Here is a 23,916-nt window from a genome sequence, read left to right on the forward strand (position 1 = left end):
CGACAGCCGGGTCGGCGTGATCCGGCGCGCCGGTCGCGAATTCGCAGCGGAAATCGTCGATGCCGAGCGTGCCTTGCAGAAATGCCGGCAAGCGCGCGTCGAACAGCCGGCGCGACGCGTGCGCACACGCGGGGTCGAGCCGGGTGACCGCAAGCGGCGTACCGCGGCCCACAGTAATCGAATGCCGAATCAATTTCATCCCGTGTCGGGCAATGTCGTGATGCCTGCGAGCGGCGCGCCGATGGACGCCGCGCTCGAAGGACTGGTTCGAGCCCGGCTACCACACCGTGATGCGGACGCGTTTCGGTTGTCCCCATGCGCGCAACACGGTATCGAGTGCTTGCTCGAGCGCCGTACTGTGGACCAAGAGTAGCTGCCGGGCCTCGAGATCCTTGGCATCGAACCGAAGCTGCAGGTCGAAATGCGAAAGGGACAACTGCAGCTCGGTGGAAGCGAGAATCCGGTCGCTCAGCACGATGTGGGCTTCCCATTGCCCGCTGGTTGCGACAGCGCCATCGGAACAGAACGCGGCGATCTCGCGCGACAGCAAATCGAGCAATCGGAGGCGATCGCGCTGCGCCTGCAGCGCGACCGACGCAATTGGGGCGGCGGCACTCGCGATGCGGGTGCCGACCGCCCGGCATTCGAGCAGCTCCGTGGGCGTCAGATGCAACTCGGAATCGGCTGTCTCGTACTCGATTGGCAGGGACGAAAAGGTGCCGGGCAGCGGTACGGCCGTATCGGGCGCGGCGTCTCGATCGTCTCGCGAGCGCGCTGCCCGCGGCGCGTCGGACACGGGCCTCACGACCGTGCGGCGCCTGGCCAGCAGCGCCGCATAGTCGAACCCGCGGCCGGGCAGCGGCGGCGGGTCGTCCTGGTTCGACGGTGGGCGGATGTCGGCGGAATCGATGCGGCTCACGGCAACGCGGCGTCAGTCCGAGATTCTGCCGATCGGGCGCAGATCCACGTGCTCACCCAGTTCCTGGTATGAGTACACGGCCAGCCAGCCGAGCTTGCTTTCGATCATTCTTCGCACGTAGCGACGAATGTCCATCGATGTGACGAGTACCACGCCGTCTGTCGGTCGCTGGCCGACGACGGACTGGATCTTGTCGATCAACAGGCTGATCTCGTCGGGCGCGAGGGCGAGGAAATTGCCCGTCGGCGTCTGCTTGATCGACTGCCGGATGTGCTGCTCGACGGGCAGGTCGAGCAGTACCGCGGGCAGCGTGCGCGCGCCGCGTGTCGCCCGATGCGCGAGGAAGCGCGACAGGTCGCCCCGGACATACTCGGTCAGCATCAGCATGTCCTTCTCCTTCGGCCCCCAGGAGATGAGGCTTTCCATGATCGTTCGCACGTTGCGGATGGAGATCTGTTCTTCCAGCAGGCGCCGCAGTACGTCGGCGATCCGCGGCGGCGGCAGGACCTTCTGAACCTCGGTGACGAGCCCGGCATGGTCCTTGCTGAGCTGATCCAGAATCCACTGGACTTCCTGAATGCCGAGAAACTGCGTTGCATGGCGGCGCATCAGCGCGATCGACGCGTGGGCGAGCACCTGCTCGGCGCCCCATGCCGGGATTCGGGCGGGCACATCGCGCGCTTCGACCCAGTGGGTGGCTTCTCCGTCAGGGGTGATCGGATGACGCGGCTCGCATGCCGAGACGAGCGCATCGCGCTGGCGGATCTCGTCGGGCGACAGCGCGACACCGGACATGACGCGCTCCGGTTCCGGCAGCATGACCATGCCTGGCGGCAGTTCGATAAGCAGGTGCGGCACGTCGTGAATCAGGATTTCCGCGTGCATGGCTGGCAGCGCCGCATGCGTCCACATCATGATGCCCGGGAACGGCAACCCCAGCTCCTCCTCCAGGCGCGCCCGCTCTTCGCCGAATGACTTGTCGAGCGTGGGCAGTACCAGACGCGGCATCAGGTCGGGCGCGACACGTACGCCGATCGGGCACGCGAACTGCGGTGCGCGCGACATGATCGACGGCGCATCGGCTTTCGCGCCCGAGCGCTGCATGGCTTGCAGCCCGTCGGCCGCCGGGCCTTGTTGCGGTTGCCGCCGGTCGAGCCGGTGTGCGGTGAAGGCGAGCGTCGCCGAAAGCAGCAGGAACAGCAGGACCGGAAAGCCCGGCACCAGCGCGAAGCCGACCAGCAGCAGCGCCGCGAAATACAGCGCACGCGAACTCGACCCGAGCTGGCGCCCGATCTCCTCGCCCAGCGAGCGTGGTTTCTGATGACGTTCGTCAGCGACGCGCGTGATCATCACGCCGGCAGCCACCGACAGCAGCAGCGACGGAATCTGCGAGACCATCGCATCGCCGACCGACAGGACCGAGAAGCGGTTGGCCGCTTCGGCCGCGCTCATCCCGTGATAGGCGACGCCGACCGCGACCCCGGCGACGATGTTGATCGTCGTGATCAGGAGGCCGGCGATCGCGTCGCCTTTCACGAACTTCATCGCGCCGTCCATCCCGCCGTGCAGCTTGCTCTCGATCGCCAGCGTCGCGCGCCGGTGTTTGGCTTCCTCCGGCGTGAGCAGGTTCGCACGAAGATCCGCATCGATGCTCATCTGCTTGCCGGGCATGGCGTCGAGCGTGAAACGGGCGCCGACCTCGGCGACCCGTTCCGAGCCTTTCGCGATGACGATGAACTGCACGGTCGTGATGATGATGAACACGACCAGCCCGACCACGAGATTGCCGCCCACCACGAGCTTGCCGAAGCTGTCGATAATGTGGCCGGCGTCCGCATGCAGCAGGATCGACTTGGTGGACGCGATGTTCAGCGACAATCGGTAGAGCGTGGTGAACAGCAGCAGCGAGGGGAACGCGGACAACGACACGATGTCCGGCACGTACATCGTCACCATCAGCAGCGTGACGCTGATGGCGATGTTGATCGCGAGCAGGATATCGATCAGCTCGGGCGGCAGCGGCAGGATCATCAGCGAGATGATCGCGATCACCAGCAAAGCGACGCCGATTTCGCCGCCTGCCGGAATCTTGAGAAACTTGGTCATCGGAGTGCTCCGCGAAGAAGTCAGGGGGCGTACGAATCGGGCTCGCGGCTCGCGCCGATCGCGTCGACCCAGCGCAGGATCGCGGCGATCGCCTCGAACAGCTCTTCCGGCACCGGATGGTTCAGCGTGACCTTGTAGAGCGCCCGCGCGACGGGCGGGTTGCCAATGATCGGCACGCCGGCGTCGCGGGCGGCGCGCCGCAACGCTGCGGCATTCGCGTCCATGCCCTTCGCGATCACCAAAGGCAGCGGATGCTCGTCGGGTGCATAGCGCACCGCGACCGCGAAGTGGGTTGGATTGACGACGAGTACGTTCGCCAGTCCGATCCTCGGCTGCGGGTGCGCCGTGGCCAGCTCGCGCGCGATGCGGCGGCGTTCCCGCTTGATTTCCGGGCTGCCGTCCTGCTCCTTGTTTTCGCGCTTGACCTCGTCCTTGCTCATCTTCATTTTCTTGATGAACAGGAAGCGCTGCAGCTTGACGTCGATCGCGCCGATCAGCAGGAAGATGACGATCGAAATCGCGGCAAGCTTCGCGAGCATGTCCCAGAACATCAGCAACAGGCCGGCGAGCGGCTGGTAGATGGATCCCACGACGAGCGGGAACAGCCACTTGATCGATTGCCACATCACCCAGCCGATGAGGATCGCGTTGACGATCATCTTCACGCAATCGATCAGGCTTTTCGCAGAGAACATCCGCTTCAGGCCGCTTGCCGGACTGACGGCCTCCATGTTCGGCGTGACCGGCTTGGTGGCGATGCGAAAGCCGACCTGCGCGATGCTGCCCGCTATCGACGCGAGCGCGGCGGCGAGCACGCACGGCAGGATCATCTTCAGGGCCGCGGCGCCGATCCGGAGCAGGTTGTCTTCGACGGTCTGCAGCGTATGCTTCTGCGCGACGAACGACAGCGGGATCGACACGATCTCGTGCAGTCCGTCACGCATGAGCGGCACCGACGCGACCAGCGCGACGAGCGCGCCCGCCATCGACAGCGCACCGGAGAAATCGGTGCTGCGCGATACCTCGCCGTCGTCGCGCGCATCCTCGAGTTTCTTGTCGGTGGGTTGCTCGGTTTTCTCGTCGCTCATGGCGGTCTGCGGTTACGGGTTCCGGCGAAACGGGGCGTGCGCCGTGGTGCTTCCGGCCCGACACTAACGTTTGCCCGGGATGACACGGCCGTGTGATGCGAAGCGGCGGGGGGGTGAGCCGAAGCTCGCCGGGAGAGAGTGCCGCAACAGCGGCTCGCTTCGCGTCGCGCGTACTGGCTTCGCACCCGTATCGGAGCGGTGAGATGGAATTGTTATGGTCGCAGCTGCCGATATCGGTCCGACGACGCTGCCGCGTCAGTCTCAATTCCATCGCAGGAGCACAAGCCATGACTGCAGACACGCCCGACTATCTGAACTGTAGCCCGGACATCATCGGCGGGTTGATCGAGACGGCTTCCGTGGCGCTGCTGGACAACTTTCCGAATACGCACGTCGACCTGTTCGACATCGAGCAGGTGATCGACGCGTTGCGAGTCCTGCGCCCGCGGGTCGTCGAGATCGATACGCTCGACGGCATCCTGCGCATGGTGAAGGGGCAGTGGCAGGAGGCGAGCCAGATTCTGCTGCGCGTGATCGAACTGCGGCCGAAATTCGGCTATGCCAAGGCATTGCTTGCGTTCACGCTGTCGTCCATGAACGATCCGGCGTGGCGGCAGGTCGCGAGCGAAGCGCTCGCAGATGATCCTGACAACAAGGAGACGCGCGCGCTGGTGCGGGCGCTCGAAGTGAAGGACGAGGTGAATCGCGCGGTGCGTGACCATCGTCCGGGCCACCCGTTCGTTGTTCCCGCGTCGTTGCAGGAATCCGCCGTGGCCACCGATACCGGCGAGCCGGAAAGCGACGCGCGGCACGATCACGCTAGCGCGGCCGAAGTTTTCCAGGGTGGCAGACCCTTTCTGCGCGCCTGAACCACGGAGGATTCGACATGTCTCTCGAAACCGTGCCCGATGTTGCGCTGACTGCCGCCACCGAGGCAATGGCGCCTGCACCGGTCCCAGTCGCCGGAACGTCCGAGCTTCGCGACAAATTCAGGATGTTGATGGAGCGTGCGTCAATGGCGCCGCCCTTGCATGACTATGCCGGCCAGCCCTCACCCGTGGCCAATGCGATCGCGGCGCAGGATGCGGAGTTCATGAAGGCCATGGCGGATGTGCAGCGGCTGCCGGAGGAGATACCGGGGATGTCGCTCACGGAGCTGACGGACCGTTCGGTGCAGATGATGTTCGAACTGGCGAGCATGCAGATGAACATGCAAGTCAAGATGAGCCTGGTGGAATCGTCGAAGTCGTCGGTTCAGACCCTGATGAAGAACCAATGAAATCCGCGACCAGCAATCGTACGGGGCGAAACGTCGCGATCGACCGTGCAAGCAAGGCCGCCTATGCCTCCGTGAAGTCGGGCCGGCTAGTTTCGAGTCTGATGATCGTGACGCTTTGCGCAGTCGTGCTGGCAGGATGCAAGAAAGAGGTATACGGCAATCTTACTGAGCAGGATGCCAACGAAATGCTGGTTGCGCTGCTCGAGCAGGGTGTCGAGGCGAGCAAGGACAGTTCGGATGGCGGCAAGAGCTGGACGCTCGACGTCGAAGACCGCCAGCTGGTGCGCGCGATGCAGGTGCTGCGTGCGCACGGATTGCCGCGCAGCAAGTTCGACGATCTGGGTGATTTGTTCAAGAAGGACGGCCTTGTATCGACACCGACCGAGGAGCGCGTCAGATTCGTCTACGGTGTATCGCAGGAGTTGTCGTCGACCTTGTCGAAGATCGACGGCGTGCTGGTCGCGCGCGTTCAAATCGTGCTGCCGAATAACGATCCGCTCGCGCAGGAGATCAAGCCGTCGTCGGCCGCCGTGTTCATCAAGTATCGTCCGGACACGGACATCAACACGCTGATCCCGCAGATCAAGACGCTCGTCATGCATAGCGTCGAAGGGCTGAGTTACGACCATGTGAGCGTCACGACCGTTGCTGCCGACCCGCTAGAACTGTCGCGGCTCGCCGCGCCCGCGTCGACCCCGTGGTCGATCGCGATGCTCTTCGCCGGCCTTGTCGTGCTGGTCGTGGGCGCCGGATTCGCGGCCTACTATTTTGGCCTGAAACGCCGTGTGCCGATGCTGCCGGGCTGGTTCGACACGTTCGCCGCGCGCCTGCGGCCGGCCCGGAAGGAATCGTAGGCGGTGGCTGGACTCGCGCCCCCGGCGAAGTTCGACTCAGGTGCGCCGGCCGTGCGCGTCGCGGCCGCGCTCGATTGTTACCGGAGCAACGTGGATCAGGTCGCGGACTGGGTGCACCCGTCGTGGGTGGCGGCGTCGCTCGACGTGCCGGAGCAATCGTTGCCGAACTGGCGCGACATGCTGGCATGCGCGTCGCCGGACATTGCCGTCCGCTGCTCCCGGGCACTGGTCCGCGTGCTGGGCGTGGCGCCGCCAGCGATCGCCACGTTGTCGCAAGGGGGATTCATGCGTGCCGGGCCGGTCTTCGCGGCGCAACCGAATGCGTCGCTGCTGGATGTCGTGCCGGCGCGGCTGGCCATGCAGATCTGCCGAATGCGCGCGTTGCTGCTGCGCCGCGGCGAGGTCAGGCGGTTGATCGACCGGCGTGCGCAGCGGCGGCTCGCCGAGTGGACCGGACTCGATCTGGACAGACTGATGAGCGGCGCGAATCCGGACAGCGCGAACGATATCGCGCGGCTCGCGGCGGCGTCGATGCCGCCGTTGGCGGCCGTCGACGCGGACAAGCTGGCGGTCGAGGGCATGTTGCTGATACTTCGCGACCTGAAAGTGACTGGCGCGTTGCCGTTTCCATTGGCCCGACTGGCACTGCCCCGGCATCTGGCGCTTCCGGCATGGCTCAATGCATTGCCGACGCAACACGATGAGGCGGGCACGACTGGCATGTTTCGCCGCCTGCCGGATTTGCTTCAGGAGTGGGCATGGTTATTTGGCTGAACAACAGCCGGCTCGCAGCTGGCGAGGACGTGCAATTGGGCTTGCACGGGGACGTGGTCCGGCGCGAGACGTTAGGGCATCTTTTGTCGATCACCGACGCCTACAGGCAACTCGACGACGATCGGGCACGCGTGCTTGCGCAGGCGCGGTCCGAGGCCGCGGAGATCATCGCGGCGGCCGAGGAACAGGCGGGGTTGTTGCTGGAAACGGCCCACGACAGCTACGAGACAGCCGCGAAGCGTGGTTATCGCGAAGGCTCGAACCGCGCGCTCGCGGAGTGGGTGGAGCGTCTCGCCGATGCAACCGATGCGCAGAATCGTCTGCAGATTCGCATGCGCGAGCGACTGGCGGACATCATCGCGTCGGCGGTCGAAAGCATCGTTCAGAGCGTGGATCGCGAGGCGCTATTCTCGCGCGCGTTGTCGACCGTCGACCGGATCATCGAAAACTCCACGTATCTTCGCGTCTCGGTCAATCCGCAGGATTACGAATCGGCGCGCGCCGCATTCGATCAGCTGGCGGCGAAATGGCGCGATCTCGGCCGGCCGATTCCCGTGTCGATCATCGCCGACAAGCAGCTTGCGCCGGGCGCGTGCATTTGCGAAACCGATTTCGGTTCGGTCGACGCGAGCCTGAAAACGCAATTGCAGGCGATGCGCCGGGCGGTTTCCCGCGCGTTGAAGCGTTCGATCTATCAGGATCAGGTCGATGCAGGCGACGCACGCGCGTGGACGGGCGCGGATGACGTCGAGCCCGATGGCGTGCAGCCCGCCGAGGTATCGCAATGAAGAGAGAATGGTTTGACCAGACGCTGAGGTTCGAGCGACTGACGGACGAGATCGAGCGCGAGATCCTCTTGCAGCCAGGCGTGTCGCGCACCGGCAAGGTGATCGAAGTGATCGGCACGCTCGTCAAGGTCGGTGGCCTCGATGTATCGCTCGGCGAACTGTGCGAGCTGCGCACGCCGGGCGGCCTTTTGCTGCAGCATGCGGAGGTGATCGGGTTCGCGCGCGATTTCGCACTGCTGTCGCCATTCTCGAGATTGACGGACATTTCGCGCTCGACCCAGGTGATCGGGCTCGGGCGATCGCTCTCGGTCAAGGTCGGCGACATGCTGCTCGGTCGCGTCATCGACAGTTTCGGCGGTCCCGTCGATGGCGGCCCGCCGATCGAATCCGACGAGTGGCAGCCGGTGTTCGCCTCCCCGCCGGAACCGATGAGCCGGCGGCTGATCGATACGCCTGTCGCCACCGGGGTGCGTGTGGTGGACGCGATGATGACGCTCGCGGAAGGGCAGCGGATGGGTATCTTCGCGCCGGCGGGCGTCGGTAAAAGCACGCTGCTCGGCATGTTCGCGCGGGGCGCCGATTGCGATGTCAACGTGATCGCGCTGATCGGCGAGCGTGGCCGGGAAGTGCGGGAGTTCGTCGAACTGATTCTCGGGCCCGCCGGCATGGCGCGCTCGGTGGTCGTGTGTGCGACATCCGATCGCTCGTCGATGGAACGCGCGAAGGCCGCCTACGTGGCAACCGCGATCGCCGAGTACTTTCGCGACCGTGGCCTGCGCGTGCTGCTGATGATGGATTCGCTGACGCGTTTCGCGCGCGCCGGGCGCGAGATCGGTCTGGCAGCGGGCGAACCGCCTGCCCGGCGCGGCTTCCCGCCATCGATCTTCGCCGAGCTGCCGCGCCTGCTGGAGCGCGCCGGCATGGGGGCGACCGGCTCGATCACGGCGCTTTACACGGTACTCGCCGAGGACGAAAGCAGCAGCGATCCGATCGCGGAAGAAGTGCGCGGGATTCTCGACGGGCACATGATCCTTTCGCGCGAGATCGCGGCCCGCAACCAGTATCCAGCCGTCGACGTGCTCGGCAGCCTGTCGCGCGTGATGTCGCAGGTGATGCCCGCATCGTATGTCGATGCAGCCGCGCGGGTGCGCACCCTGATGGCGAAGTACCGTGAAATCGAGATGCTGTTGCAGATGGGCGAATACAAACCGGGTGCGAATGAACTGGCTGACGAGGCGATCGCGCGGCACGACGCGATCAAGGCATTCCTGTCGCAGCATACCGACGAAATCGTCGAGCCGTCCGATACGGAAGCGCAGCTTTATGCGTTGGTCGGCGCCTGATGGCGGCTGTCAGCCAGCGTCGGATTGCCGCTCTCGCTCATGCGAATGCCCGCCGTACCCGAGAGATCGACGGATGGCGCGGCGACCTCGCTACGCGACTTGGCGAAAGAAGCGCGTTGCTGGAACGCCGTGCGGTGAAGCTCGAACAGATCGATGGCGAAGACCGGATCATCGCCGGCCAGCAAGCGCGTATCGATCGCATGACGAGCGACAGCGACGGGTTCTCGATTGAGTCGTTCAATCAGTGCGTGCGATATATCGGCGTCGTGAGCGACCGCAAACGCGGGATGGTGGCGGAACTGGAAAAGCTCGACGGCGAACTCGAGCGCGCGGAAAGTGCGATCTCGACGCTTCAACGACAGATCGCGACCGCCATGCAGAAGATCGAGCGATGCAATGAGCGGATCGCGGCGATCCGCCGGGCGCTGGATCTTGCGCGTGAGGATGAGCAGGATGAAGAGAACGAAGAAATGGCGACCTCCCGGTTCATCCGGCGTCGCGCGCTGCAAGGATGACCCCCGATGATGCAGACGCTCGAACCGCTGGTTACCCTGCATGGCCTCTTTATCGGCTATCTGACCGTCACGGGGGTCTGCGCGCTCAGGCTGTACGTGTTGATGTTCGTGTTCCCGCCAACCGCGGACGGTGTCATCCAGGGGCTGGTGCGCAATGCGCTGGCGATCGTGTTCAGCGCCTATGTCGCGGTGGGTCAGCCGAACTCGTTCAGCGAGTCGCTGCATGGTGTGTTCCTGATCGAAGTGATGTTGCGCGAGGCCGCGATCGGCCTCGTGCTGGGTTATGCGGCGTCGACGGTATTCTGGGTTGCCGAAAGCGTGGGTGTCTACATCGACGATCTGACCGGACACAACAACATCCAGATCACCAATCCGGTCAGTCAGGTACAAAGCACGCCGGTCGGCACGCTGCTGCAACAGGTCGCGATCATGGCTTTCTGGGCACTCGGCGGGATGACGTTCCTGCTCGGGACGCTCTACGAATCATACAACTGGTGGCCGGTGTCGCAGAGTATGCCGATCTTCGGCGATGTCGTGGAGTCGTTCGTCCTCCAGCAGACCGATACGTTGATGCAGTCGATCGCCAAGCTCGCCGCGCCGTTGCTGTTCATCCTCGTGCTGATCGACATCGCATTCGGCTTCATATCGAAATCCGCGTCGAAGCTCGATATCTCGACGTTGAGCCAGCCGGTGAAGGCCGCCGTTGCGATTGCCATGCTCGCGATGTTCATCGGGCTGTTCGTCGATCAGGTGCAGGGCCAATTGGCGCTGCATTCGCTTGGAGCGCAGTGGCATCGTGTTTTCCAGGGTCATACGAAATGATCGCGTCATTTTCGCTGCGGAGAATTCACGCTCAATATTTCTCAATAAACATTAAAAAAGAAGATTAGTTGAGGTTCTTAATATTTCATTGCGTTATGCTGATCTGCATTGCAGTGCTTTAACGCCTGCATGAACTGGGGATCAGACATGTTCTCGACACTTTATTTTCCGCTCGCCGCGTATCTTGGGACACCGGGTTTCAGTTCGGATCGCGAGCGCTTCGGAACCCTGATTTTCGCCGGCGATATCGGCATTGCACGGCAACTCGCGAGTCGATGGGCGGATGACGTCGACGCGCCGGCCGCCGGATCCAGCGGCCTTCAACTGCATGCCGATATGCAGCTGTTGACCGGCGGCGACGTGGAGGCCGAGGAGGTCTATCGAACTGCACAGCGTATGAGCAGCGCGTCGCGTCAGGCAATGCGGGCGGAATCGTGCCGCAACACCGCATGGCAGGCGTTTATCCACTATCGGTTCAGCACTGCGCTCGCGTGCTTTGGCCGTGCTGCGGACGAGGACAGCATCACGACGAACCGCCTCGTCGAAGTTCGCGTCGGCATCGTCTGTGTGCTCTACGAACTGGGCCGCGTAACCGAGGCGCTGACTGAACTGGACGAATTGCGCGCACTTGTCGAACACACGCAGGAGCCGACCATGCCGTACTGGCGGGAGCTCATCGTGACGCTGAAGCTAGACATCGCGATGCAGTGTTCGCTGCGCTCGTCCGCGGCGTTGCAGGATCACGTCTACTGGCAGTCCGGTTCGAAACATGGCCGCCTGGCGCGCATGTCGCTGCACGATTATCTTCAATCCGAAGAGAGCGCAGCAGATGTTGCGTGTGTGCAGGTGCCCGTGTTGCGAGCCCGTATCGACTATCTCGGTCAACTGCGCGAATCGACCGGATCGGAACGAAATGCGGGCGAGCAGTTGCTGAAACACGTGAACTGGGCGCGTGATCAGAACCTCCACGACTACCAGAGGACGCTGCGGCTAGAGATCGCGCTCGCGATGCTCGCATGCAATGCGACACAAGCGGCAGACCTGATCCTCGAGCCCCTGTACGGCACCGGCCAAGCTGGCCTTGCCGGGCATCGACAGATCGAGTACCTGTATTGCGCAGCGAAGACCCGCCAGGCACAGGGGCGCATGCAGGACGCGCAGCAACTCTACAGTCGCTATGCCTTGACATCGATGGAGTGCCTGCGTGAAGCGTTGTCGGTGCGGGTTCCGTTTCTTGAACGCAAGATCCGCGAAACGTCTCAGCTCGACGACATCGGTGCGCGGCTGCCTGCCCGGTACCGTCGAGCGTACAGCTTCCTGCTCGAGAACCTCGAACATGCCGATCTTTCCGTGCGTGACATCGCGGTGGCGGTCGGCGTGACGGAGCGTGCGTTGCAGAGTGCGTTCAGGAAGTTTCTGAACATGTCGCCGAGCGAGGTGATCCGCCGCCAGCGCATGGAGCGCATCCGCTCTGAACTCGTGGACGGGGTGGCATCCGACGGCGGGGTGCTCGCCACGGCGATTCGCTGGGGCGTGCAGAGCCGTTCGACGCTCATTAACGGTTATCGAAAGCAGTTTGACGAAGCGCCGTCTCACACGCTCGGACGATAACGAACCGATTCTTCTTTCCGTGACGAGTGTGTGACTGCGATGAGACCAACGATGATGTTTTGCGCGGCGTGGGCCGCGGGGGTGATCGGGCTGGCGGCCTCGGGGGCCGCGCATGCTGATGCGGTGCGCTGGCGCAACGGCGTCGCGCACGTGACGGCGGAAGGAAAGGACCTGAAGGATGTGCTGCGCGACCTGCTTGCCAGTCAGGGTGTGACGGTGTCGATTGCCGACAACGTCCAGGGAACGGTAACCGGGCGCTTCGACATGCCGCCGCAACGCATCCTAGACACGCTCGCCGCAACGTTCGGATTCGTGTGGTTCTACGACGGCAGCGTGATGTCGATCAGCAACGCGAACGACGTGACGCGGCAGATCGTCCGCCTCGACAACGCGTCGATCGGCGATCTCAACTCGACCTTGCGAAGCGTGGGTCTCGACGACAAGCGATTTCCGATCACCTACGACAACGGGGCGCGCACGCTGATCGTCAGCGGGCCGCCGCAGTTTGTGCAGATGGTGAGCAGCGTGGCGAAGCATCTCGACGAGACCATGCAGCGCGCGAACGGAACGGTCGTGCGCGCATTCAAGCTTCGCAGCGCGTGGGCCGCAGATCACAAGGTTCAGATCGACGGCAAACCTATCGTCGTGCCTGGCGTGGCGACGGTCGTGTCGAATCTTTATCATCCGAAGCAATCCGGCACGGCCGGCGCCGGTTCGAAAGCAGCGATTGGCGGTCTGCAACGACTGTCGGGGTTGTCCGATGTGAACGGCGGCACCGATGGTGGATCGCCACTGCGACCGCCACTGCCGCCGGGCATGGAGCGTAGCGACGCTTCACACAGTCTTGTGAGCGGGTTGCTCGGAAGCGGGCCTTCGTCAGGCAGCGGAAAGAACGGGGCGGTGATCGATACGCAATCCACCCGTTCTGACGGTTCGATGGCCGATTCGGGGCGGGGCGACGACAGTCTGCCCGTGGTGGAAGCCGATCCGACGACCAACTCGGTGCTGATCCGTGACACGCCGCAGCGGATCGGGCTGTATGCGCCACTGATCGAGAAACTCGATGCAAGGCCCAATCTGATCGAAATCGAAGCGCACATCATCGAAATCAACGACGACCTGTTGAGACAGATCGGCGTCGACTGGCGAGCACACAACAGTCATATCGACCTTCAGACGGGCAGCGGGACATTGCAGCAGAACGGGTACAACGGCAACATCAACCCGAAATTCGGCGTCACGACGCTGTCCGACGGCACCACCGCCGTTGCCACCACGCCGGTAGGCGGCGCGATCACGGCGGTACTCGGCAATGCGGGACGTTATCTGCTGGCGCGGATCACCGCGATGGAATCGACGTCGGAAGCGCGCATCGACGCGAGCCCGAAGGTCGCGACGCTCGACAACGTCGAGGCGGTGATGGACAACAAGACCCGCTTTTTCGTGCGTGTCCAGGGTTATACGGCGGGCGATCTGTACGCGGTGTCGACCGGCGTGTCGTTACGGGTGCTGCCGATGGTCGTTCAGGATGACGGCGTGACGCGAATCAAACTCGACGTGCACATCGAGGATGGCCAGATCACGGGCGACAAGGTCGATACGTTGCCGGTGATCACGAGCAGCGAGATCAATACGCAGGCGTTCGTCGGTGACGGGGAAAGCCTGCTGATCGCAGGCTACAGCACCGACAACGATTCGAACCGCGTCGCGCGCGTACCGTGGCTGTCGAAGATTCCGCTGGTCGGCGCGTTATTCCGCGATACAAACCGGTCGCACAAGCACATGGAACGCGTGTTCCTGCTGACACCGCGAATCCTGCATTTCTGACTATGGCGAATGCTCTGCGAGCGCGCGCCATGTGCGATCGGTTTGGTTTCGAGCACGAAAATTTTTTCGCGGGAGTCGTCATGGGGCTGAAGCCGTCCGGAGAGCAACCGTCTGCCGGGAGCGTCGAGCACGTCCGGCATGAAGAGATCGAAGCAACGAGCCGGACTTCGGGCCCGCCTGCGGCACAGCGGAGCATGCTGGAATCCTTGCCGCCCGAGTTGTTTGGACTGGTGGCCGGGCTGACGCCCCTGAAGGACCGTCAAGCGTTGCGGGAGGTTTCCACGACGATTCGCGCGCTGACGATTGGTTTTACGACCGCTGTCCGGGGACATGATCGAAGCGGGTTGCGGCATTTGGGGCGGATTTATCCGGACTTGAGGGACCTTGACGCCAGCGCATACCCCGGAATGAAAAATGCGGGTGCCGTCGTTAAAGTGCGAGATTCGTCGAGAATGATACAGACCGAAACCGCGGATCTGGTGGCTATGCTGCAAGAGAGGCTTGACCTCAGATCGGTGCAGTTACATCAGAATTTTCTTGGCAAGAATCCTGAAAGAGCCATACCGATACTGAATGCGCTCGCGTCGGTCGATGCGCACGAAATGACAAATCTGGCCGAAAACAACCTGGGATCGGATGCGGGCGTGACGATAGATGGCCGCGCAAACTCGGACAGTCGGATAAGTGCTTTGTCCGGGGCCTGAGCCAGCGATAATGCTGGCAAAGGAACCGAGGGAATGACGAAAAGAACCCGACGGACGCACTCAGCGGCGTTCAAAGGGAGGATAGCACTGGCAGCGGTCAAGGGCGAACGGACGCTGGCCGAACTGGCGCAGCAGTTCGATGTGCATCCGAACCAGATCACGGAATGGAAGCGGCAGTTCCAGGACCGCGCGGCAGACGTGTTTGGTGCGGCAGGCACGCCGTCGAGCGAGCCGCCGGTGGATGTGAAGACGCTGCACGCGAAGATCGGCCAATTGACGCTGGAGAATGATTTTTTTAAGCGGCGCGCTCACCAAGTCGGGATTGCTGAGCGCAAAGCGATGATCGACCGTAGGCATACGCTGCCGGTATCGCAACAGACGCGGCTGGTTGGCATCGCGAGATCGAGCGCATATTACCGACCGCAGCCGGTCAGCGAGGCCGATCAGTTGCTGATGCGCCGAATCGACGAACTGCACATGGAGTTTCCGTTTGCCGGGGCACGGATGCTGGCGCGCCTGTTGCGCCGGGAAGGCCATGAAGTTGGTCGCCATCACGCTGGAAGCCGTGCACGCAGGCGAAGCACTGGAAGAAGCGTTCGCCCGTTACGGGCTGCCGGACATCGTGAACCCCGATCAGGACAGCCAGTTCACGGCAGGCGCGTTCACCGGGTCGTGCTGGGCCGGGGCATCCGGATGTCGATGGACGGCAAGGGAAGCTGGCGCGATAACGTGTTCGTCGAGCGGGTGTGGCGCAGCGTCAAGTACGAGGAAGTCTACTTGAAAGCGTACGAGTCGGTCAGCCATGCTCGGCGTTCCATCGGCGAATACATCGAGTTGTACAACCGGAAACGGCCCCATTCGAGCCTGGCGGATCAGTTGTGTGATTCGTAGACATCGTTTCAACTAGAATGAACCGATGGACCGAGAGATCGCCGCGCGATTACGTTGGGTGCGCATGTATCACGAGACCGGCAATGCCGACCTCGTGTGCGCACGGTGCGGCATATCTCGGCCGGCATTCGCGAATGGCTACGTCGCTATCAGGAAGCTGGCGAAGCAGGTCTCCAGTCTCAAAGCCGTCGCCCACTGCGCAGCCCAAACCGGAAGGTCTCCGAGGCTGATCGGGCGACGGTGCTCCGATTACGCGCTGAGCGCAAAGGCGCACGGCGGATCCAGAATGAACTGCGACTGCACGAGCAACGAGAGCTATCCCTCGCGACCATTCACAAGATCTTGAGCGAGGCGGGTGTAAAACCGTTGGTTCGATCCAGGCGACCGACGTAGCCGAAACGCTATAGCCGGCCGGTGCCTGGAGACCGCGTCCAGATGGACACGATGAAAATCGCTCGATGTGCGTACCAGTACACGGCGATCGACGACTGTTCGCGATTCCGGGTACTGGCGATCTACCCATGCAGAAATGCCCGAAATACGCTGCTTTTTCTTGATCGCGTCATTGAGGAGATGCCGTTCCCGATTCAGCGTATCCAGACCGACCGAGGCGGTGAGTTCTTCGCCGAGTCAGTGCAGCGGCGCTTGACGAGCGAGTGCATCAAATTCCGACCGATTCCGCCCCGTTCGCCACACCTCAACGGCAAGGTCGAGCGTTCACAGCTCACCGACCTCAACGAATTCTGGTCGGATCATCCACCGACCAGGGATGCGATCGACCAACGAATTGAGGAGTGGCAGTTCGACTATAACTGGCGGCGCCCGCACGGCTCACTTGGTGGCAAGACGCCGATCGATCGTATAGCGGAGTTAAGCGAAATTACGCCTCTCGCGGAGGAGGTGGAAAGTGCCTACGACGAAACGAAAGAACGAATTCGCCACCGTGAATGGCGCGTCGACAAGACCCTCGCAGAACATCACCGGTGCGTGGTGGAGCTCGCGTCACCTAACGGAGCCTCGAGCTCCACCACGGAACGAAAAAGGCGCACCAAGAAGTGAAACGATGTCCGTGAATCGCACAGTAACAAGAAACCCATAGGCAGCAATACACAACGATGCATGGTGATGGAATCCACGCTAGCCGCGCCCTTCGAAGTGTCCCAAGCCGAATTCCTGCTTGAGATCCTGATAGTCCCGCTCGATACGCCGGCGCATCTTGGCGACATGCACCATACGTTCGAGCGTCGCGTCCGGGGGCATAGTCGAAAGCCAATATTTGAATGGCTCCGCGTCACCTTCAGGCCATTTGATTAGCAGCCATTCCTCATCGCGCAGTGTTGACCGCCAGTAATCGCAGTGTGAAGCACGCACACGCACGGCGGCAAAGCGCGAACTAAGCGCGGCACACGTGTCTTCGCGCCATATCACGTTGCGATAGCGCGAGGCATCGAGCGTCGAGGCCAGATCTTTGACTCCGATCGGCTCATGTCCCGGCGCTCGTCTTAACAAGCTACGCGGCCGGCCCGATTTCCCCGTGGAGGGCTCGGGCGGTAGAGGAGCGGTGCCCGGCGCCCATACGCGCGTGTTCGAGCGAATTCCCACCGCATACTGCAGCCCGAACTCGATGACGGCCTCACGAAACGAGGTGTCGTCTCCATAGCCCGCATCGGCCAACACGATACCGTCGGGCGTGCCGCTTTGCCGTGCTTCGCGCAACTGCCCGGTTGCAATCTCCGGTTTGGTTGCAAATTCAATTTCCTCGGGCACGCCGGCCTTCTGTCGTCGCGCGGGATCGTCGCTCCATTCACGCGGCAGATACAGGCGATACGACACCGGTAGGCTCGCGTCTTCCGTCGCCACCGACAGACTCACCGCAACCTGGCAGTTGTCCTGCTTGCCCAACTGACCGCAGTATTGCCGCGCCACGCCGACCGAATGCTTGCCCTTCTTGGGAAATCCCGTGTCGTCAATGATCCAGTACAACCCGTCAGTCGGGTCCATGTGCGTCAACACCCAGCGCCGCACCTGCTCGGGCAGCGCCGTATCGGACCATTCCGACTTCGCCACGAAATGATGCAGCGACTGGTGTTGCGCGCTGACATGCTCAGGTTCCAGATGTGCCGCCAGCGGCTCGACGCTCTTGCGCCGAATTGGCAGCATCAGCCCTTGGCAATAGCCCCTCAATCCTGATTCGCGATCGTTATGCCCAAGCGCTTCGCACAAATGTCCCAGATACAACTCGAATGACGTCTCCCAGTCCATCATTCCTCACGCCGTGGATGAAGGAGTTTCTATACTGGCATGAGTTTACTGACACGGTAAGACTAGTGAACCTGTCCGGGCGAACGGGGGAAGGCCAAACTGATCTCGCCTAAAACAGTGACCAGCGTCATTAGAGCACTACATTTTGAAGCGTACAGCACGCTGATCATCGGCGCCACATAGCGCTGAAACAACACCGCCATTTATCGCTAAGTTACTGCAAAAGGCGACTGGCTATGGCCGGCGGGCGCGGGTCGAAACGATGACGGGTCGCTACAAGGCGCTAATCGGCCCGCGTTTGCGGGCTCGCGACCCCGATGCCCAGCAGACCGAAGCGGCCATCGGCCTAGTGATGCTCAACCGCATGCTGGCCACCGCGCGCCCGAACTCCGTCCGCTGTAATGTTCATGGTGCATAGTCCGGGGAGCAAGGGGCGCATTGCGCACAGCCTCACCTCCATGCACCAACGCCGATCCGGACGGACCGGAACCGGATCGCGGACCGAAACTCAGCCTGTGACTGATTCGCGATCGGAGTTAGTTGTTCGCTTACAGCATGGCACGCGGCCCAGGCGTTGTGTAAATCTACGGGCTTACTCATTCACCCCCAAAACGACCAATGTCAGATCGTCCTTCTTTGCCGAATTCATATTCGAATCACTATTCCTACCAGCAAGAGGCCTATACCCCACCCGGTTATCAAGACCACATGCCAGCGCCACGAACGGTAACGGAACGAAGAGAACCATACGTGCCACCTCAACTGGGCGGGCTTCAAAGCTATCAAGGCGCCTCTCAAGCCCGCGATGTCAACCCTCCAGCGGCGGCTTCTGCTTCCGCCGTGCAGGTACCCCCGGGGCATCCATTCAGCGGAACCAATGATGATCTGATACGGCAGTTTGGGCAACTTAGCCAGCAGACAGGGATGCCTAGCAGCACAAGAAACGCACTGATGTCACGGCTAAGGCATTTCGCGAATTGGGCAGGCGACAATAGCCTTCAGAAAGTGCTGAATTCGACCAGTTCGACCTATGCCCAGCAAGCCGTGCGCGACTGGTGTAACCTTCCTGCTAACGAGAATCCATATGGGTCTGCGGGCCGCGGCAGTCATGGTGGCGGCGCCATTTCGGCTTTCCGGAGAAGCTTTGGCTGGGGAAGGGATGATGCCTGAAGCGCTTCTCCCGCTGGGTTCCGCAAATGGCGCTCAGCATGAGGTGGCTGTTCATGAAGGACCATAGGCAGCAATCAGGTTCCCACCAGAATTGACCCTGACCCAATAAATTGTCCGGTTTAAAAGTAGAGAAATTCGGCATAGTGTGTGCGTCGTCCCTGATTCCCAGGAAGCCACGGGAGCGGGGCAAGACCGATCGACGCGACGCGATCAGACTCGTGTGCTCACTCCGTGCCGGCAACTTGTCAGCGGTCTATGTCCCCACCATCAAAGACGAAGCGTTCCGCGATCTGGCTCGAGCATGGGTGAGCGCCAAGGATGATCTGAAGCGTGCGCGGCAGCGGCTGAAGGTATTTCTGCTTTCGCACGGGGTGAGTAATACCGGTCGAGCCGACTGGGGCAGCAGACCGACGCTGTGCTGAGCACGTTTGCGTTTGACAGCGCGTGGCAGCAACTGGCATTCGAGGAGCATCGGCGCACGATCAAGGATTGTCTTGCGCAATGCCATCGATTGGAGGCCGCGCTGCGCGAAGCAGTGGTTGCTTGGCGCTTTTACCCGGCAGTACTAGGCCTGCAAACCATGCGCGGGATGCAATTCACCAAGGCAGACGGCATGCTCGCCGAATTAGGCGATCTGTCACGCTTCACTCATCCACGCCAGTTGATGGCTTGGCTGGGGGTAACGCCGAACGAGCACTCGCCCGGCGAGAATCGTCGTCAGGGCAGTATCACCGAGAATGGCAACAGTTATGCCAGGAAAGTTCTCGTCGAATCGGCATGGAGCTATCAGCATCCGGCGCGCGTCAGTCCCGAGATTCAGCGCCGTCACGAAGGAATTCCGAAACCTATTGTGGATCGGACGTGGAATGAGCTGGTGCGCTTATGCCGACGCTATCGAACGCTCGTGGCACGCGGCAAGCAGACGAACATCGCCGTGGTTGCGGTCGCTCGTGAACTGAGTGGGTTTATCTGGGACATTAGCCAGCTCGCCACGTCACTTGTCTTGGAGCCGCGCACGCATGTGGCTTGAGCGGCAGACCGAAAGTTTTTAACCATCAAGCAAAGAGTTTCCTGAAGGCGGCGTAGCCCGGCGCACGAGTAACCCGCGATATGGCTACGCACCGAATCCGATTCGACTTGCGACGCTAGATAGCGGCAGGCTCATCGGGCGGACCTCTGTAATGCGGGATCCAACCCGCGGATATCAGCGTGATCCACCGTCGAGACGTACTGCTGCGCCGCCCTCAGGAAATTCGAACGACATCTTGAAAAAACCGAAACCTGAACCAGATTGACCACGGGAGTCATATCAGCCGTCGGTGTCGGCGCGATGGGCCTTTGGGCGGCGCTCGAGGAAGTGTTCCCGCAGACGCGACACCAGCGCTGCTGGTTTCACGAGATCGGCAACCTGCTCAATGCCTTGCCGAAGTCGCAGCAGAGCAAGGCCAAGTCAGCGCTCACGGAGATCTGGAACGCTGCGACACGGGTGGTGCGTGCCCGAGCACAGCTTCCGCTGCGCCGGTTGGCCGCGGTGCCCGGATCCGGTACTTCCTTTACTTCAACGCGCCTTCCGCCACCAGCACTTCATGCGCAGCCTTGAACGCGTTGAGCCCGTGTGGGATGCCCGAATAAGCGGTCGCGTGCAGAAGCGTCGCCTTGATTTCATCAACGCTCGCGCCGTTGTTGAGTGCACCCTTGACGTGCAGCTTGAGTTCGTTCGTATGGCCGCCGGCGGTCAGCATCGCGAGGTTGAGCAGGCTGCGCGTCTTCCGGTCGAGCGTTTCGTCGCTCCATGCCCAGCCCCACGCCCATGCAGTGGTGGCGCGCTGAAACGCCATCATGAAGGCGTCGGCCTTTTCCATCGATGCATCGACGTATTCGGGACCGAGCACTTCCCGGCGGATCGGCAATCCCTTCTGAAACAGCGCATCGTCGTCGTTCATGATTGAATTCCTCTGTTATTCCAAAACCTCGGCGGCGGCCGGACACCGGCCGCGCGAACGCGAACCGTCCTTCGACGCAAACAGGTAGTAAACCAGAGCGGTGACAACGAGGCCCACCATCCACGACACGTCTGCGCCACCGAGAATCGCTGCCCACGGGCCGTGGAAGAAGCTCTCGTCCATGAACGGCACCTGGACGGCAATGCCGAACACGTAGATCGCCAGCGCCTTGACGTTGAATGCTCCGTACACGCCGCCATTGCTGCTGATGATTTCAGCGACGCGGTAGTGACGGTGGTTGACCAGATAGAAGTCGATCAGGTTGATCGCGATCCACGGCGCCAGCACGATGCGCAGCGCGAAGATCGCGTTGAGGAAGATCGAGATGAAGTTGCTCGACGCCCACAGCGCGGTCACGGTCGACGCGACCAGCAGCGCCGCCGACACGCCGACGCGCACGTTGCGGCCCGGCACCCAGTGCGGGCGGAAGGTCTGCGCGGCGGTGATGAACGACAGCACCGCGCCATACAGGTTCATCCCGTTGTGGCCGATGATGTTGACGAGGAACAGGAAGATCAGGACGTAGCCGAACGCGCCGGTCTGGTCGCGGATCGCCTGCATCGCGTCGGTCGAATGCCCGGTGCTGACGGCGAGTACGCCGAACAGGAACGCGAAGATCGTGCCCAGCGACGTGCCGAAGTACGTGTACGCAAAGGTTTTCCCGAATCCGGCGGAAATCGGCAGATAGCGCGAATAGTCGGACGTATAGGGCGCGAAGCTGATCTGCCACACCGCGCACAGCCCGAACATCGCGAACCAGTTCGCGAGATCGAAATGACCCTGCGCGAGGATGTGTGCGTCGAGGCTCGGCGCCATCAGCGCGATGCCGATCACGAGCGCGCTGCCCATGAACCACGCGCCCACCTTGTTGAAGCGGTGAATGAAGTGGCAGCCGATCACGCCGACCAGCGTCGCGAGCACCGCGCCGATGACCGTCGCGACGTGCACCGGCACTGCGGGCACGGCCGTATGAAGCGTCTTGCCCGCGAGAATGATGTTCGACACGAAGAAGCCGAGGTAGATCAGCGTGGTGAATCCCACCACCAGGAGCGACCCGTACCGGCCGAACTGCGCGCGGCTCTGGATCATCTGCGGCACGCCGACCAGCGGCCCTTGCGCGGAAGTGAGCGCGTGAAAGATCGCGCCGAAGAATTGCCCGGCCGCGATCGCGAGAATCGCGCTCACCAGGTCGAGGTGAAACACCAGCACCGACGTGGCGCCCGAGATTACGGCCAGCGGCGCGACGTTCGTGCAGAACCACAGGGTGAAGAGGTCGGTCGGCTTGCCGTGCCGCGCCTCCGGGGCAACGTACTCGATCGAGTTGCTCTCGATCGCCAGAACACCGTTATCGTTTTCCGCTTGCTTCATTCTGTCTCCATCTTTATTGCCGGACCGTGCCGCGCCATGCGCGCGGTTCGACGCGACATGGCACGGCAGGATCTGTACGGCTTCGAGTCGGTACTGCAGGCGAATGCCGGCCCGCTCAACGCATCACGAACGGGTCGCTGATCGGCTCGTCCGACGTGCGCAGCCACACGGACTTCGTCGTCGTGTATTCGAGCGCCGCGCTCAGGCCGCCTTCACGGCCGTGCCCGGACAGGCCGAAGCCACCGAACGGCACGAGCGGCGACACCGCCCGATAGGTGTTGATCCACACGATGCCCGAGCGCACGCGCTTCGACACCCGGTGAGCGCGCGTGAGATTCGTCGTGAAAATGCCGGCGGCGAGGCCGTAGACCGTGCTGTTGGCCTTGTCGATCGCTTCCTGCTCGGAGTCGAATGTGTCGACCGACAACACCGGGCCGAACAGTTCCGTCGTGATGCTGTCGGCTTGCTCGACACCGGTGCAGTCCAGGATCGTCGGTGCGTAGTAATACCCGTCGCGCTCCAGTTGCTTCGCACCCGCGAGCACTTTCGCGCCTTGTCGCACGGAGTTCGCGACGACCGCCTCGATGTTGCGAAGCTGGCGCTCGGTACACAGCGGCCCGTACTCGGTTTGCATCTCGTTGGGCGATCCCACGCGAATGTGCGACACGCGCTCGACCAGCAACGTAAGGAACCGCTCCTTGACCGAGGACTCGATCAGCAGACGCGAACCCGCCACGCAGCTCTGGCCGCTCGCCGCGAAGATCGCGGCGACCTGCGCATTCACCGCGCTCTGGATATCGGTATCGGCGAACACGATGAACGGCGACTTGCCGCCGAGTTCCAGCGACACCTTCGCGAGGTTGTTGGCTGTGTTCCGCACGATGTGGCGCGCGGTCTCGGGTCCACCGGTGAACGCGACCTTGTCGACGCCCGGGTGGCTGCTCAGCACCGCACCGCATTCCGGGCCGAAGCCGGTAATGATGTTGACGACGCCCGGAGGGAACCCTGCCTCGTGCACGAGGCGTGCGAACTCGAGCAACGGCCCCGGCGCTTCCTCGGACGCCTTCAGCACCACCGTGCAGCCGGCGGCGAGGGCCGGGCCGACCTTGACCGCGGACAGGAACAGCTGGCTGTTCCAGGGCACGATCGCGGCGACCACGCCGACGGGCTGCCGCTCGAGCCACACCTGCATGTCGGGCTTGTCGACGGGGATGCTGCTGCCTTCGAGCTTGTCGGCGATGCCGGCGTAATAGCGGTAATACTCGGCGACATACGCGATCTGGCTCGACGTTTCCCGGATGATCTTGCCGGTATCGTTCGTTTCAATTTCAGCGAGCCGCGGCGCGGCCCGTTCGACGAGCTCGGCCAGCTTGTACAGCAGCTTGCCGCGCGCGGATGCCGACAACCCCGCCCAGGCCGGATCGGTCAACGCGCGGCCGGCCGCTGTCACCGCACGGTTGACCTCGTCGGTCCGCGCTTCGGGCATCTGTGCCCACACGGCGCCGGTCGCCGGATTGATGCTACCGAAGGTCGCGGCACCGGGCTCGAACTGCCCGTCGATATACAGCTGAAAGTGACCATTCATGGCGTCA

Annotated in this window: 17 protein-coding genes and 5 pseudogenes; 15 read left to right on the forward strand and 7 right to left on the reverse strand. The window is 62.6% G+C overall.

Features of this window, described 5'->3' with window-relative positions; translation table 11 throughout:
* Window positions 1-277 precede the first annotated feature (277 nt).
* From sctP to sctU, 3 genes are read right to left on the reverse strand one after another with little or no spacing between them, the layout of a single operon-like run.
* Window positions 278-919, reverse strand: a complete 642-nt coding sequence (gene sctP / locus CFB39_RS38700; RefSeq protein WP_089476986.1) for a type III secretion system protein SctP — start codon at window positions 917-919, stop codon at window positions 278-280.
* Window positions 920-931: 12 nt separating this feature from the next.
* The gene (gene sctV / locus CFB39_RS38705; RefSeq protein WP_089476987.1) at window positions 932-3,025 is read right to left on the reverse strand and encodes a type III secretion system export apparatus subunit SctV; all 2,094 of its coding nucleotides are present in this window, start codon (window positions 3,023-3,025) and stop codon (window positions 932-934) included.
* Window positions 3,026-3,045: 20 nt separating this feature from the next.
* Window positions 3,046-4,113 carry a type III secretion system export apparatus subunit SctU gene (sctU, locus tag CFB39_RS38710; protein ID WP_089476988.1) on the reverse strand — a complete coding sequence of 356 codons (1,068 nt, stop codon included), beginning with the start codon at window positions 4,111-4,113 and terminating at the stop codon, window positions 3,046-3,048.
* A 203-nt stretch (window positions 4,114-4,316) separates the two neighbouring features.
* Between sctU and CFB39_RS38715 the strand changes: the two genes are divergently transcribed.
* The 13 genes and pseudogenes from CFB39_RS38715 to CFB39_RS38775 all read left to right on the forward strand — a co-directional run bounded on the left by CFB39_RS38715 (window position 4,317) and on the right by CFB39_RS38775 (window position 16,580).
* Window positions 4,317-4,982 carry an HrpB1 family type III secretion system apparatus protein gene (locus CFB39_RS38715; protein WP_256991572.1) on the forward strand — a complete coding sequence of 222 codons (666 nt, stop codon included), beginning with the start codon at window positions 4,317-4,319 and terminating at the stop codon, window positions 4,980-4,982.
* 17 nt (window positions 4,983-4,999) lie between these two features.
* The gene (locus CFB39_RS38720; RefSeq protein WP_089476990.1) at window positions 5,000-5,392 is read left to right on the forward strand and encodes a hypothetical protein; all 393 of its coding nucleotides are present in this window, start codon (window positions 5,000-5,002) and stop codon (window positions 5,390-5,392) included.
* 101 nt (window positions 5,393-5,493) lie between these two features.
* On the forward strand, window positions 5,494-6,246 hold the full coding sequence (gene sctJ, locus CFB39_RS38725) for a type III secretion system inner membrane ring lipoprotein SctJ (protein ID WP_089477017.1): 753 nt from the start codon (window positions 5,494-5,496) through the stop codon (window positions 6,244-6,246).
* A 3-nt stretch (window positions 6,247-6,249) separates the two neighbouring features.
* Window positions 6,250-7,020 (forward strand): type III secretion protein HrpB4, encoded by a 771-nt coding sequence (locus tag CFB39_RS38730; protein ID WP_089476991.1) that lies wholly within the window; start codon window positions 6,250-6,252, stop codon window positions 7,018-7,020.
* Complete coding sequence (sctL, locus tag CFB39_RS38735) at window positions 7,005-7,808, forward strand: type III secretion system stator protein SctL (RefSeq protein ID WP_089476992.1); 804 nt, start codon at window positions 7,005-7,007, stop codon at window positions 7,806-7,808. The genes CFB39_RS38730 and sctL overlap by 16 nt, the downstream gene beginning before the upstream one ends.
* The gene (gene sctN, locus CFB39_RS38740; protein WP_089476993.1) at window positions 7,805-9,151 is read left to right on the forward strand and encodes a type III secretion system ATPase SctN; all 1,347 of its coding nucleotides are present in this window, start codon (window positions 7,805-7,807) and stop codon (window positions 9,149-9,151) included. The genes sctL and sctN overlap by 4 nt, the downstream gene beginning before the upstream one ends.
* Window positions 9,151-9,666: a hypothetical protein gene (locus tag CFB39_RS38745; protein WP_089476994.1), complete on the forward strand. Its 516-nt coding sequence runs from the start codon at window positions 9,151-9,153 to the stop codon at window positions 9,664-9,666. Before sctN ends, CFB39_RS38745 begins: the two co-directional genes overlap by 1 nt.
* A gap of 6 nt (window positions 9,667-9,672) precedes the next feature.
* Window positions 9,673-10,488, forward strand: a complete 816-nt coding sequence (sctT, locus tag CFB39_RS38750; RefSeq protein ID WP_089476995.1) for a type III secretion system export apparatus subunit SctT — start codon at window positions 9,673-9,675, stop codon at window positions 10,486-10,488.
* Between the two features lie 147 nt (window positions 10,489-10,635).
* Window positions 10,636-12,099: a helix-turn-helix transcriptional regulator gene (locus CFB39_RS38755; RefSeq protein WP_089476996.1), complete on the forward strand. Its 1,464-nt coding sequence runs from the start codon at window positions 10,636-10,638 to the stop codon at window positions 12,097-12,099.
* 39 nt (window positions 12,100-12,138) lie between these two features.
* Window positions 12,139-13,926 (forward strand): type III secretion system outer membrane ring subunit SctC, encoded by a 1,788-nt coding sequence (gene sctC / locus CFB39_RS38760; protein WP_089476997.1) that lies wholly within the window; start codon window positions 12,139-12,141, stop codon window positions 13,924-13,926.
* A 2-nt stretch (window positions 13,927-13,928) separates the two neighbouring features.
* Window positions 13,929-14,630 carry a hypothetical protein gene (locus CFB39_RS38765; protein ID WP_089476998.1) on the forward strand — a complete coding sequence of 234 codons (702 nt, stop codon included), beginning with the start codon at window positions 13,929-13,931 and terminating at the stop codon, window positions 14,628-14,630.
* Window positions 14,631-14,663: 33 nt separating this feature from the next.
* A pseudogene (locus tag CFB39_RS38770) lies at window positions 14,664-15,521 on the forward strand (integrase core domain-containing protein).
* Window positions 15,522-15,546: 25 nt separating this feature from the next.
* Window positions 15,547-16,580: pseudogene (locus CFB39_RS38775) on the forward strand (IS481 family transposase).
* 15 nt (window positions 16,581-16,595) lie between these two features.
* On the opposite strand, the pseudogene CFB39_RS38780 reads toward CFB39_RS38775, so the two are convergent.
* Window positions 16,596-17,783, reverse strand: a pseudogene (locus tag CFB39_RS38780) (IS701 family transposase); the annotation flags it as partial.
* A 1,310-nt stretch (window positions 17,784-19,093) separates the two neighbouring features.
* Between CFB39_RS38780 and CFB39_RS38790 the strand changes: the two are divergent.
* Together CFB39_RS38790 and CFB39_RS38795 are read left to right on the forward strand one after the other, a co-directional pair.
* Window positions 19,094-19,983: pseudogene (locus tag CFB39_RS38790) on the forward strand (IS110 family transposase); the annotation flags it as partial.
* 276 nt (window positions 19,984-20,259) lie between these two features.
* A pseudogene (locus CFB39_RS38795) lies at window positions 20,260-20,439 on the forward strand (transposase); the annotation flags it as partial.
* A 67-nt stretch (window positions 20,440-20,506) separates the two neighbouring features.
* On the opposite strand, the gene CFB39_RS38800 reads toward CFB39_RS38795, so the two are convergent.
* The 3 genes from CFB39_RS38800 to CFB39_RS38810 form a co-directional block, all read right to left on the reverse strand.
* A complete protein-coding gene (locus CFB39_RS38800; protein WP_089476999.1) occupies window positions 20,507-20,896 on the reverse strand; it encodes a carboxymuconolactone decarboxylase family protein in 390 nt (129 codons plus the stop codon).
* Between the two features lie 15 nt (window positions 20,897-20,911).
* Window positions 20,912-22,324, reverse strand: coding sequence for a cytosine permease (locus CFB39_RS38805; RefSeq protein WP_089477000.1), 1,413 nt, complete (start codon window positions 22,322-22,324; stop codon window positions 20,912-20,914).
* A 115-nt stretch (window positions 22,325-22,439) separates the two neighbouring features.
* Window positions 22,440-23,909 carry an aldehyde dehydrogenase gene (locus CFB39_RS38810; RefSeq protein ID WP_089477001.1) on the reverse strand — a complete coding sequence of 490 codons (1,470 nt, stop codon included), beginning with the start codon at window positions 23,907-23,909 and terminating at the stop codon, window positions 22,440-22,442.
* Between the last annotated feature and the right edge of the window lie 7 nt (window positions 23,910-23,916).

Source organism: Burkholderia sp. AU6039 (assembly GCF_002223365.1).
Lineage (GTDB): Bacteria > Pseudomonadota > Gammaproteobacteria > Burkholderiales > Burkholderiaceae > Burkholderia.